Here is a 12,045-nt window from a genome sequence, read left to right as displayed (position 1 = left end):
TGGGAAGGGGGTAGTGTTCACCCCCAGGGGAGTTTCGGCTTGTTTTATGAGCCGATTTAAAAGGCAATGAATCACCTTAGTTTCTTAGAGTGATCATCGGGGCCTGTTGGCGTTTGATTCACGATTGCACTAAGTCGGAAAACGGCTTGGTGTGAAATATGCAAAATGTAATTGACTGCAATTATCAGGCTGCATAACCAGTGAACGGTCGTTTTTCGGCTCAACCCCGAAACTGCACCAATGCAGCCGGGAATCAAGTGTCAACAAACCCTAGCAAGTCAGTATTTGGACTGTGATGTCTTTTGAGGGCGGTTGTCCGTTATTTAGGTTATTGGCCGGATGCTCCACGCTATATGGAAATTCTGTCTTAACAACACATGCTTGGCGCCCGTTCCGGCTAAGCATCAGGTAGTACGGAGATATCATGTTTAAGAACGCATTTGCATTTTTGCAAAAAATTGGTAAGTCGCTGATGTTACCGGTGTCTGTATTACCGGTTGCTGGCCTGTTACTCGGGTTTGGCGCATCCAATTTTTCATTCTTGCCTGAAGTGGTTTCGCATTTGATGGCTGCCGGTGGTGGCGCCATTTTCGGTAACTTAGCGCTGATTTTTGCAATTGGTGTGGCGCTGGGCCTGACCGAAAATGATGGCGTTGCTGCCATTGCGGCCGTTGTTGGCTATGTAGTGTTGCTTGCCACGATGGGCGTTATGGCCCCGGTGCTTGGTACTGAGCCTGCCATGGTTATGGGTATGAAGGCGATGGAAACCGGTGTATTTGGCGGGATTATCGCCGGTGCTCTGGCTGCTGGCCTGTTCAATAAATATTATCGCATCGAGCTGCCTCCTTACCTGGGCTTTTTTGCGGGTAAGCGTTTTGTGCCGATTGCCACTGGTATTGTGGCCATTTTTGTTGGCGTGATCCTGTCGCTTATCTGGCCGCCGATTCAGGGCGTGATTAAAAGCTTCTCACATTGGGCGGCTTATGCTGACCCACGTTTTGCAGCAACCCTGTATGGTTTTGTTGAGCGGATGCTGGTGCCGTTTGGTCTGCATCACATCTGGAACGTACCGTTCTTCTTTGAAATCGGTAACTTCGTTGATGCAAGTGGTAAAGCTGTTCATGGCGATATTGCCCGCTTCTTTGCAGGTGATCCTACTGCCGGTATCTTGTCTGGTGCATTCTTGTTCAAGATGTTTGGTCTGCCTGCCGCTGCGGTTGCAATCTGGCATACAGCCAAGCCGGAAAACCGCGTTAAGATCGGCGGTATTATGATTTCAGCCGCGCTGACTTCATTTATGACCGGTATTACCGAGCCAATCGAATTTGCCTTCCTGTTTGTAGCTCCACAGTTGTATGTGATTCATGCTTTTCTGGCGGCATCTACCCAGTTTGTTGCTAACTCGCTCAGTATTCATATGGGCTTTAGCTTCTCACAAGGTGGTATCGACTTCCTGATGTTCAATGCCTTGGGTAAATACGCACAAAACTGGTGGTTAATTCTGCCTCTGGGTGCGGTTTATGCAGCAATTTACTATTCGGTATTCCGTTTTGTGATTGTAAAACTCAATCTTAAAACTCCGGGTCGTGAAGATGAATCGGCTGAAGAACATGTTTCAGATAACAGCGAACATGGTCGTGCCCGTGAATTAGTATTGGCTTTTGGTGGTCGTAGCAATATTAGTGGTTTGGATGCATGTATTACCCGTTTGCGTATTTCGGTTAAAGATATTTCAAAAGTAAACCAGCCTAAGTTAAAAGCCATGGGTGCTGCCGGTGTAATGGTGGTAGGTAACGGTATTCAGGCGATTTTTGGTACTCAATCAGATAATCTGAAGTCTGATATGGTTAACTACCTGAAAGTAGCTGGTCCGGAAGCCGATGTGGTTACAGCCCCTGTGCAGGAAACTGCAGCTGCGGGTGTACAGGCAACAAATACAGTCGTTTCGGGTGATGTCAGTGGTAAAGCCAAACAGATTCAGGCGGCTTTAGGTGGCGTTGCCAATATTAGTAAGCTGGAAGCGGTTGCTGGCACTCGTTTACGTGTAGAGCTGGCAGATGTTTCACGCCTTGATGAAGCTGCTTTAAAAGCGGCGGGTGTAGAAGGTGTTATGCCGCAGGGTGATCAGGTGTTCCACTTGATTGTTGGCGAGCAGGCAGTGGATCTTGCGAGTGCTTTAGCAAAATAAATGCTTAGTGCATGAAAAAAGCCCATCATTATTTGATGGGCTTTTTTTTGCCAGGATAAAAACAAGTTAGCATCCAAATACTTAATTAACTATTTTTTAAGACCCATCATATTTTAGATTTGTTTACCAGAATTGCAAATATAGCTATTTTATAAAGGGAAATAAACCATGAATAAAGTTTTACGCAGAAGTTGTGATGATCAGTGGATTGCAGGAGTAATGGGCGGTTTGGCCCATTATTTGGGAATAGGTTCGGGCAAACTGCGCCTGACTTTTGTGATTGTGTCTTGCTTGTCTGCAGCGTTTCCCGGTATTTTTGCGTATTTAATTTTATGGTTTCTGATTCCTAAGCAAACCGCATAATTCTATGCGGGGTAATAGTATTTTAATTAAAAAAGCCATCGTTTTAAAACGATGGCTTTTTTATATTTAAAAGAATTAAAACATTTAAAATGACATCGCCAGATTAAAACCTTCGGCAATAGCGCGTTTGGCGTCTACTTCTCCGGCAAGTAGTGCCCCGCCGATGCGGTGAACGGGTGCACCTGCTGCACTGAGCTCATCCCAAAGCGTGGTCACAGATTCTTGCCCCGCGCAAAGCACAATCTGGTCGACTGCAAGGCAGATTTCTTCATTATTTTGCTTGATATGCAGGCCGGCATCATCGATTTTCAGGTATTCAACTGAGCCGAGCAGATTTACACCACGTAATTGCAAAGTGGCGCGGTGTACCCAACCAGTGGTCTTGCCAGGGCCACTGCCCGGCTTGCCCTTGCTGCGTTTTAATAGCCAGATTTCCCGGCCACTAGGCTGCATAGCGGGCTTGGCTAAGCAGCCTGCACTTTCCATGCTGGCATCAATACCCCAGTCGCGGATAAAGTTGTCTGTGGGCTCTAGATTATTATGGGTTTCGGATAAAAATACGGCTGTATCAACACCAATGCCGCCTGCGCCAATAATCGCAATTTTTTTGCCAGGCTTTACTTCGCCGCGTAGCAGGGCAGGGTAGGAAACTACGCTGGGGTGGGTAATGCCATCGATATCTGGTACCCGCGGTTTGACGCCGCTGGCAATCACAATTTCATCAAACTCACCAGCCAGCTCGACAGCATTTGCAAAGTGATTCAGTTTTACGTTTACGCCAAGGTAATTGAGCTGATTGCGGTAGTAGCGTAGCGTTTCGGTAAATTCTTCCTTGCCGGGGATGCGCTGGGCAATGCCAAATTGGCCACCAATGGCAGCGCTTGCTTCAAACAGGGTGACCTGATGGCCCTGGCTGGCGGCAGCAGTAGCACAAGACAGGCCGGCTGGGCCTGCACCAATCACGGCGATGCGTTTGGCTTGCCGGGTTTTGGTCGCAATTGGAAATTCGGTTTCGCGGCAGGCGCGAGGGTTAACTAGGCAAGAAGCCGCTTTGCCCTCAAACACATGGTCGAGACAAGCCTGATTACAGGCAATACAAGTGTTGATGAGATAGGCAGCCTTGCTCGCCGCTTTATTGACAAAATCAGGATCGGCCAGGAGCGGGCGGGCTAAGGACACTATATCCGCATCGCCGCTGGCTAGAATATGCTCGGCAATTTCCGGGGTATTGATGCGGTTCACCGCAATCAGCGGAATGGACACGTGATTTTTTAGTTTACGTGTGACCCAGCTAAAGCCACCACGAGGTACGGCTGCGGCGATGGTTGGAATCCGCGCTTCATGCCAGCCGATGCCGGTGTTAATCAGGGTGACACCTGCGGTTTCCAGTGCCTGGGCAAGGGAAATCGCTTCGGGCAGCGTACCGCCATCTTGAACTAAATCAAGCAAAGACAGGCGGAAAATCACAATAAAGTTAGGGCCAACCGCAGCACGGACAGCCTTGCTGATTTCAACCGCGATACGCTGGCGGCGGCTTGCATCGCCTCCCCATTCATCATCTCGCTGATTAACGTGGCTGCAAAGGAACTGGTTGATCAGATAACCTTCCGAGCCCATGATTTCCACACCATCGTAACCCGCGCTCTGGGCGAGTTTAGCGGTATTAGCAAAGTCGGCGATGGTGCTGGTAATTTCTTCCGCGCTTAAAGCGTGGGGTGTAAATGGTGTAATCGGTGAAGCAATAGCCGATGGGGCCACACTGGCTGTGTGGTAGGCGTAGCGGCCAGCGTGCAAAATTTGCAAACAGATTTTGCCGCCCGCCTCGTGTACGGCTTGGGTAATAGGCAGGTGGCGGGGGATATCGCTTTCTTCGGCCAGCATGGCTGCATCTTCATAAATACGGCCTGCTGCATTGGGTGCAATGCCGCCGGTCACGATCAGCCCTACTCCTCCTTTTGCCCGCTCGGCATAAAAGGCCGCCATACGTTCCGGGCCATCGGGCGCTTCTTCAAGCCCTGTGTGCATGGAGCCCATCAAAACACGGTTTTTAAGGGTGGTAAAGCCCAGATCGAGGGGGCTTAATAGCTGTGTGTAGGCTGGCATTGGTGTGTTTCCAAACGATTGTTTGAATAAACCTTAGCTTGATTTCTCTGGCTTGTCCTATTGGGGTTTACCAGCAGAGATCAGAATATGGCGTATTTGCTTACCATTCTGGTAAAAATAGCCTGTGTATTTTCGAATAATACGTGCAGAGATAGTCTTGAAATGCTGAATTTAAGGTAAGGTAATGCCTCCATTTTACCGCCAGCTACTATGACTACTACTCACTGGAAATCACTTTTGTTGTCTCGGCGCATGTTGATCTGTGTGTTTACCGGATTTGCCTCGGGTTTGCCGCTGTATATCCTGCTTAATTTAGTTCCTGCATGGTTAAAAAGCGAAGGTGTTAATCTAAAAGCGATTGGTTTTTTTGCGCTGATTCAGTTTCCATTTACATGGAAATTTATCTGGGCTCCCTTATTGGATCGCTATGCTTTGCCGGGCTTAGGCAGGCGGCGTGGCTGGATGCTACTTACTCAGCTCGCCTTGCTGGTTTTAATTGCCTCATTAGGTTTATTTAACCCCAAGCTAGATTTATGGTCGATTGCTTATCTCGCCACTGCTCTGGCATTTTTTAGTGCCAGTCAGGATATTGTGCTGGATGCTTATCGCCGTGAAATTTTAAGTGACGAAGAATTGGGCTTGGGTACGTCTGTACACGTGAATGCCTATCGCATTGCCAGCCTGATTCCCGGCGCGTTTTCTCTGATCCTGGCGGATCTCTTGCCGTGGGCGCAGGTGTTTATGATTACCGGTTTGTTTATGCTGCCGGGTATTGTGATGACACTCCTGGTAAGCGAGCCACAATTAGTCCGCCCGCCTAAAACATTGCGTGAAGCGGTGGTCGAGCCTTTTTACGAATTTATGAGCCGCCATGGCTGGCAAAATGCCATGTGGATTCTGGCGTTTATCTTTTTATATAAATTAGGCGATAGCATGGCCACAGCTTTGGCTACGCCGTTTTATTTAGAAATGGGTTTTAGTAAAACGGAAATCGGCTTGATCGCTAAAAATGCAGGGCTGTGGCCTGCTGTATTTGGTGGCATTGTCGGTGGCGTGTGGATGTTAAAGCTGGGAATCAACCGGGCTTTGTGGATATTTGGCGTCGTACAAGTGGTGTCGATTTTAGGTTTTGCATGGCTTGCTACGATGGGGACAGATAAAGCTGCTTTGGCAATTGTTATTGCATTTGAAGCTTTGGGTGTTGGGCTGGGCACAGCAGCATTTACAGCTTTTATAGCCAGAACTACGGACCCGCGCTACACCGCTACCCAGTTCGCACTGTTCACCAGCCTTGCTGCTGTGCCTCGCACCTTTATTAATGCCAGCACCGGCTGGTTGGTCGAGCAAATGGGCTGGATCAGCTTTTTCTTTCTTTGTACCGCACTGGCGATTCCGGGCATGCTGCTGCTGTTTAAAGTTGCACCGTGGAATAGCAAATCAGAAAAAAGTCTGTAGACACAGAGCGAAATGAGAACACAGAGCACACAGAGAAAAAAACATAAAAGTTTTTAGTAGCCTGTCCAGTTTTTTCGAAGTAGATCGGTCTTAAGTCCAACAGGCTGTCGCTCTGTGTTCTGCTTTTAAACTCTGAGTTCTCTGTGTCTACAGATCTTAGGTTTTTATGTGGATGGCCCAATTACTTAGGGCTGGTAGTCGTAATCCACAATCAGCGGTGCATGGTCGGAGAATTTTTCGTTTTTATAGACTGAAGCACTTTGCGCCGTGGCCGCAATGCCGGGGGTGCTGATGTGGTAATCGATACGCCAGCCCACATCTTTGGCATAGGCCTGGCCGCGGTTACTCCACCATGTGTAGCCTGGGATTTCCGGGTAAAGTTTGCGCCAGACATCTACAAAATTAAGTTCGCTAAATAGTTTACCTATCCAGCTGCGTTCTTCTGGCAAGAAACCCGAATTTTTTAAATTACCTTTCCAGTTTTTAATGTCGATTTCATTGTGGGCAATATTCCAGTCGCCAAGCAGAACTACTTCGCGGCCGCTGGCTGCCAGTTGCTCCAGATGGGGGCGAAAGCGCTCTAAAAACGAAAACTTCACTTGTTGGCGCTCATCCGATGAAGAGCCTGATGGTAAATACAGCGAGACCACTGAAAGATTGCCAAAATCAGCTTGTAAATAGCGGCCTTCAACATCGATATCGGCAATGCCAAGGCCGGTAATGATACGGTCTGGCTTGTGGCGGCAATAGAGCCCCACTCCGCTATACCCTTTTTTGGCCGCATAATGAAAAAAACCTTTTAGCCCTTCCGGCTCTTTCATTTGCTGGGAAAGATCGGCTTCCTGAGCTTTAAGTTCTTGCAAGGCCACCACATCGGCGTCCTGTTTTGCCAGCCATTCAAAAAAGCCCTTATTTGCAGCTGAGCGAATGCCGTTTAAATTAGCACTGATAATGCGCATCCGGTGTCCTTTTGTAAGAAATGTTATGCTTCGCTGTATTGAAATCAATAAATGAGGAAAATGCAGCATGAGTGATTTTCGCCGCGACTTTATTTCTTTTGCTGTGGAGCAAAATGTGCTGTGTTTTGGTGATTTTATCACTAAGGCTGGACGCCAATCGCCGTACTTTTTTAATGCAGGATTATTTAGCGATGGTGCGTCGGTAGGTGCGCTGGCGCAGTTTTATGCACAGGCGGTTCAAGCATCGGGTGCCGAGTTTGATGTGTTATTCGGGCCTGCTTATAAAGGAATTGTTTTAGCAGCGGCTACAGCCGTGGCTTTGGCGGCACAGGGGCGTAATGTACCTTTTGTGTTTAATCGTAAAGAAGCAAAAGATCATGGTGAAGGCGGCGTTTTAGTGGGCGCGCCGCTGAAAGGCCGGGTGATGATTATCGATGATGTGATTTCTGCAGGCACATCGGTGCGCGAATCGGTCAATATGATTCGTGCTGCAGGTGCAGAGCCAGCAGGAGTCTTGATTGCACTTGATCGTATGGAACGCGGTCAAGGTGCATTATCGGCAGTACAAGAAGTAGAACAGCAGTATGGTATTCCGGTGATTCCTATTGCTTCACTGGATGATCTACTGGGGTATCTGGGGGCTCGGGCTGATATGGATGAGAAGCTGGCCAAAGTACGTGCTTACCGTAGCCAATACGGAATTTAAAAGGTTTTATTTGATGCAGTGTAATTTGCCTATTTTTTTGATACTGGCTTTATTAGCTGTGCCTGTCTCCGCCAAACTTTATCGTTGGGTGGATGAAACAGGCCGGGTACAATATAGCGATAAGCCACCTGTTACCGTGCCAACAAGTGGTGTGACCGAGTTGAACAAATCCGGCACAGTAAAGGCTACACCGGCCCCTATCCTGAGCAGAGAAGAGAAAGAAAAAATTCAGAACGAGCAGGCTCGGCAGAAAGAGCAGCAGCGAAAAGATCGTGCTCTGCTGCAGTCTTTTTCTAAGCCGGGGGAAATTGATCTTATCAGAGACAGGCGCATTGAGGTGGTTCAGTCGGCTATAGCAGCAAACACAATCCGGATACAAAATGCAATTCCGCGCAAAGTACGGTTAGAAACGCAGATTGCCCGTCATAAAAAAGCAAATCGTGCTGTGCCTGGTGATTTAACCGAAGATCTGGCTATTATCCAGAAAGAGGTTTCTAACATCGAGGAGGATATTAGAAATAAAAAGAAAGAAATTGAAAACATCAAATTAAAAGCCGAAGAAGATAAAAAACGTCTTTTAGAGCTAAAATCATCTAAGTAATATTTGAATATAATTTATGTTATTACTCAGATATTAAAATATACAGATATCCTAATCAAAGAGTGAAAAATGGCTGAGCAAACTGCACCTGCGACAATTGTTCTGGGTATTGATATCGGTGGCACAGGAATTAAAGGAGCGCCGGTCAATGTAGAAACGGGGGAGTTATTATGCGAGCGGGTACGCATAGATACACCGCAACCTGCCACCCCAGAAGCTGTGGGTGCCGTGGTCAAGCAGCTGGTTGATCAGTTTAACTGGCGAGGCCCCATTGGTTGTACTTTTCCTGCGATTGTTCACAATGGCGTTACCTTATCGGCTGCCAATGTGGATGCTTCATGGCTAAATGCACCTGCGCAAGATATTTTGGCGCAGGTCACTGGCCTGCCATTAAAGCTGATTAATGATGCAGATGCTGCCGGTTTGGCGGAAGGCATATATGGTGCTGCTAAGGGTAAAACGGGCAAAGTACTGATGATTACTTTGGGTACAGGCATTGGCAGTGCACTAATTGTAGATGGCAAGCTAATTAGTAATACCGAGTTTGGTCATTTGATATTTAAAAATAATGAAATTGCCGAGAAGTATTGCTCTGGAAAAGTAAAAGACGATTTAGATTTAAAATGGAAAGAATATACTCAGCGTTTAAATGAATATATTCTGCATTTACAATTATTAATATCGCCTGATTTGTTAATTATTGGTGGGGGGATTAGCAAAAAGCATGAAAAATTTATCCCCGAGCTAACAGGGTTGCGTTTCCCTGTGGTGCCTGCCGAGCTTAAAAATGATGCAGGTATTGTAGGTGCTGCACTAGAAGCTGCCCGCGAGTTTGGTGTGTTGTAATGTTTGCAGTGGTGCAAAGTTAACGCCTTGGTTCATGGTCAATGACGCGTGCACAGTTTTTATGTGCTCCTGCGCTTTTGGGGTGTTTTTCTTTGCTCTTTAAGTCCTCTGTCTAAAGACTTTTGGCTTGTAGATGTTCCACGTGAAACGCCCCGCTGAAGTTGGGGCGTTTGTGTTTTTTGCGTCGAGATAGTCGTCAGGACTAATACGGCGTAAAATCTTGCCCCTTTGCTTGCTGGATGCTCAACGCTATGCTTTATCCTACTCGATACGACGTAATTGTTGTTGGTGGCGGCCACGCCGGGACTGAGGCTGCGCTGGCGGCCGCCCGCATGGGAAGCAGAACGCTGCTGCTGACGCATAATATAGAAACCCTGGGGCAGATGTCTTGCAACCCGTCGATTGGCGGAATTGGCAAAGGGCACCTGGTCAAAGAGGTGGATGCTTTGGGTGGCGCAATGGCGCTGGCGACTGATTTTGGTGGTATTCAGTTTAAAACGCTCAATTCCAGCAAAGGTCCGGCAGTTCGGGCTACCCGCGCGCAGGCCGATCGTGTTCGCTATAAAGCTGCGGTACGTCATATGTTGGAAAACCAGCCGAATCTGGATTTATTCCAGCAGGCTGTGGATGATCTGACCCTGGATGGTGATCGTGTCACAGGCGTGATTACCCAGATTGGCATCCGGTTTGAAGCGGGTGCGGTGGTGCTGACTGCGGGGACTTTTTTGTCTGGCAAAATTCACGTCGGCTTAGAAAACCATGTTGGCGGCCGTGCGGGGGACCCTGCTTCGGTTACGCTAGCAGCACGTTTACGTGAGTTAAATTTGCCTGCTGGCCGTTTAAAAACGGGTACACCACCACGAATTGATGGGCGTTCGATTGATTTCTCGGTATTAGAAGCCCAATACGGCGATACGCCAGAGCCGGTGTTTTCGGCGCGTGGTAATCTGGGCATGCACCCAAAGCAATTGCCCTGCTGGATGGCGCACACCAATCTTAAAACGCATGAGATTATTCGTAGCGGTTTTGATCGCAGCCCGATGTTTACCGGCAAAATTGAAGGCGTGGGCCCGCGTTATTGCCCAAGTATTGAAGACAAAATTAATCGCTTTAGCGATAAAGACAGCCACCAGATTTTCTTAGAGCCTGAAGGGCTGGATACGCACGAGTATTACCCGAATGGCATTTCAACCAGCCTGCCGTTTGATATTCAGCTGGCTGCTGTGCGCTCGATTGCGGGCATGGAAAACGCGCATATTCTGCGTCCGGGCTACGCCATCGAATACGATTACTATGATCCGCGTAATTTAAAAGCGAGTTTTGAAACCAAAAGTATTGCCGGTTTATTCTTTGCCGGGCAAATTAATGGCACTACGGGCTACGAAGAAGCCGCAGCACAGGGCCTCTTGGCAGGCTTAAATGCGGGCCTCTATGTGCGCGAAAAAGATGCGTGGACGCCAAAACGCAATGAAGCTTATTTGGGCGTGCTGGCCGATGATCTGGTAACCAATGGGGTGACCGAGCCTTATCGCATGTTTACCAGCCGTGCCGAATACCGTCTACAGTTGCGTGAAGATAATGCCGATTTACGCCTGACTGAAAAAGGTCGTGAGCTGGGCCTGATTGGTGACAGAGAGTGGGAAGCTTTTTGTAAAAAGCGCGATGCAATTGACTTAGAATTGGAACGCCTGCGTACGACATGGGTAAATCCACGTATTCTTGCTGCAAGTGATGCCGAGCGTGTGCTGGGTAAGGTGATTGAGCGCGAATATACGCTGGCCGATTTACTACGCCGCCCGCAGGTCTCTTACGATAGCTTGATGTCGATGGAAATCGCCAAACCGGCGGTAGAAGACCCGCTGGTGGCTGAGCAGGTAGAGATTCAACTGAAATATCAGGGTTATATCGAGCGGCAACAATCTGAAGTGGCCAACCGCGATAATCTGGAAGAATTCCTGCTGCCAGCCGATCTGGATTTCACCGATGTATCGGGTTTATCTAAAGAAGTGCAGCAAAAGCTGATCAAACATAAGCCGGAAACCATGGGCCAGGTGTCCAGGATTTCCGGCATTACGCCAGCGGCCATTGCTTTAATGCTGGTTCACTTAAAGAAAAAGCAATTGCTTGAAAAAGGTAAAGAATGACTGCTACTGATTCCATGTTTTCCGAGCTGGCCGCAGGCCTTGCCGAACTTAAACTGGATTTATCCACGGCACAATCAGTCAGCTTATTGGCCTATGTGGCACTGATTGCAAAGTGGAATAAAACCTACAGCCTGACTGCAATTCGTGAGCCTGAGCGCATGGTTTCGCATCATCTTTTGGATTCACTTGCTCCTTTGCCTCATTTTAAGGGCGAGGCAGATGAAAAAATTCGTATCCTGGATGTGGGTTCGGGTTTTGGTACGCCGGGTATTCCATTGGCAATTGCCCGCCCGGACTGGCAGTTATTTTTGCTTGATTCCAATCATAAAAAAACCACCTTTTTGCGCCAGGTGATTGCCGAGCTGAAGCTCACCAATGTGACCGTGCTTACCGAGCGTGTAGAGCTTTATAAGCCAGAAGCACCATTTCAGATTATTACTTCGCGCGCTTTTGCCGAATTGGCAGAATTTATTAGGCTCACACAACACTTACTTGCACCAGAAGGGGAGTGGGCGGCTTTGAAAGGTATTTATCCTTTTGAAGAAATCGCGCATTTGCCGGAAACAGTAAAAGTAATTGCTGTGGATAACCTGAAAGTACCGGGCATCAATGCAGAGCGCCATTTGGTGCATGTGATTAAGGCGTAGTGTGTGGGGTGGCCTTGATGCCGCCTGATGAGT

General features: G+C 48.0%; 10 protein-coding genes. 8 read left to right on the top strand and 2 right to left on the bottom strand.

What is annotated here, in order from left to right; genetic code table 11:
* The first annotated feature begins 424 nt into the window (after positions 1-424).
* Both ptsG and EJO50_RS13045 read left to right on the top strand, forming a co-directional pair.
* Positions 425-2,188, top strand: a complete 1,764-nt coding sequence (gene ptsG / locus EJO50_RS13050) for a PTS glucose transporter subunit IIBC (protein WP_125974836.1) — start codon at positions 425-427, stop codon at positions 2,186-2,188.
* Positions 2,189-2,356: 168 nt separating this feature from the next.
* The gene (locus tag EJO50_RS13045) at positions 2,357-2,551 is read left to right on the top strand and encodes a PspC domain-containing protein (protein ID WP_125974834.1); all 195 of its coding nucleotides are present in this window, start codon (positions 2,357-2,359) and stop codon (positions 2,549-2,551) included.
* An 84-nt stretch (positions 2,552-2,635) separates the two neighbouring features.
* On the opposite strand, the gene EJO50_RS13040 is transcribed toward EJO50_RS13045, so the two are convergent.
* Entirely contained in the window at positions 2,636-4,654 is a 2,019-nt protein-coding gene (locus tag EJO50_RS13040; RefSeq protein ID WP_125974832.1) for an NADPH-dependent 2,4-dienoyl-CoA reductase, read from the bottom strand.
* A 210-nt stretch (positions 4,655-4,864) separates the two neighbouring features.
* Here EJO50_RS13040 and EJO50_RS13035 point away from each other — a divergent pair, with 210 nt between their 5' ends.
* Positions 4,865-6,109 (top strand): AmpG family muropeptide MFS transporter, encoded by a 1,245-nt coding sequence (locus EJO50_RS13035; RefSeq protein WP_125974830.1) that lies wholly within the window; start codon positions 4,865-4,867, stop codon positions 6,107-6,109.
* Between the two features lie 185 nt (positions 6,110-6,294).
* Here the strand turns inward: EJO50_RS13035 and EJO50_RS13030 are convergent, their stop codons facing one another.
* Positions 6,295-7,068: an exodeoxyribonuclease III gene (locus EJO50_RS13030; protein WP_125974828.1), complete on the bottom strand. Its 774-nt coding sequence runs from the start codon at positions 7,066-7,068 to the stop codon at positions 6,295-6,297.
* Positions 7,069-7,135: 67 nt separating this feature from the next.
* On the opposite strand from EJO50_RS13030, the gene pyrE reads away from it, so the two are divergent.
* The 5 genes from pyrE to rsmG all read left to right on the top strand — a co-directional run bounded on the left by pyrE (position 7,136) and on the right by rsmG (position 12,012).
* On the top strand, positions 7,136-7,774 hold the full coding sequence (gene pyrE, locus EJO50_RS13025; protein WP_125974826.1) for an orotate phosphoribosyltransferase: 639 nt from the start codon (positions 7,136-7,138) through the stop codon (positions 7,772-7,774).
* A gap of 13 nt (positions 7,775-7,787) precedes the next feature.
* Entirely contained in the window at positions 7,788-8,375 is a 588-nt protein-coding gene (locus EJO50_RS13020; protein ID WP_164521506.1) for a DUF4124 domain-containing protein, read from the top strand.
* 69 nt (positions 8,376-8,444) lie between these two features.
* On the top strand, positions 8,445-9,221 hold the full coding sequence (ppgK, locus tag EJO50_RS13015; RefSeq protein ID WP_125974822.1) for a polyphosphate--glucose phosphotransferase: 777 nt from the start codon (positions 8,445-8,447) through the stop codon (positions 9,219-9,221).
* Positions 9,222-9,472: 251 nt separating this feature from the next.
* Complete coding sequence (gene mnmG / locus EJO50_RS13010) at positions 9,473-11,365, top strand: tRNA uridine-5-carboxymethylaminomethyl(34) synthesis enzyme MnmG (RefSeq protein WP_125974820.1); 1,893 nt, start codon at positions 9,473-9,475, stop codon at positions 11,363-11,365.
* The gene (gene rsmG / locus EJO50_RS13005) at positions 11,362-12,012 is read left to right on the top strand and encodes a 16S rRNA (guanine(527)-N(7))-methyltransferase RsmG (protein ID WP_125974818.1); all 651 of its coding nucleotides are present in this window, start codon (positions 11,362-11,364) and stop codon (positions 12,010-12,012) included. The genes mnmG and rsmG overlap by 4 nt, the downstream gene beginning before the upstream one ends.
* The last annotated feature ends 33 nt before the right edge of the window (positions 12,013-12,045 follow it).

The organism is Iodobacter ciconiae, from assembly GCF_003952345.1.
GTDB lineage: Bacteria > Pseudomonadota > Gammaproteobacteria > Burkholderiales > Chitinibacteraceae > Iodobacter > Iodobacter ciconiae.
The sequence above is the reverse complement of the archived record's forward strand: the minus strand, read 5'-3'. Positions and strand labels throughout refer to the sequence as shown.

Coding starts and splice junctions, on each gene's coding strand:
- EJO50_RS13040 (WP_125974832.1), bottom strand. CDS start 4,654: ATGCCAGCCTACACACAGCTATTAAGCCCCCTCGATCTGGGCTTTACC.
- rsmG (WP_125974818.1), top strand. CDS start 11,362: ATGACTGCTACTGATTCCATGTTTTCCGAGCTGGCCGCAGGCCTTGCC.
- EJO50_RS13035 (WP_125974830.1), top strand. CDS start 4,865: ATGACTACTACTCACTGGAAATCACTTTTGTTGTCTCGGCGCATGTTG.
- EJO50_RS13030 (WP_125974828.1), bottom strand. CDS start 7,068: ATGCGCATTATCAGTGCTAATTTAAACGGCATTCGCTCAGCTGCAAAT.
- ptsG (WP_125974836.1), top strand. CDS start 425: ATGTTTAAGAACGCATTTGCATTTTTGCAAAAAATTGGTAAGTCGCTG.
- ppgK (WP_125974822.1), top strand. CDS start 8,445: ATGGCTGAGCAAACTGCACCTGCGACAATTGTTCTGGGTATTGATATC.
- EJO50_RS13045 (WP_125974834.1), top strand. CDS start 2,357: ATGAATAAAGTTTTACGCAGAAGTTGTGATGATCAGTGGATTGCAGGA.
- EJO50_RS13020 (WP_164521506.1), top strand. CDS start 7,788: ATGCAGTGTAATTTGCCTATTTTTTTGATACTGGCTTTATTAGCTGTG.
- pyrE (WP_125974826.1), top strand. CDS start 7,136: ATGAGTGATTTTCGCCGCGACTTTATTTCTTTTGCTGTGGAGCAAAAT.
- mnmG (WP_125974820.1), top strand. CDS start 9,473: ATGCTTTATCCTACTCGATACGACGTAATTGTTGTTGGTGGCGGCCAC.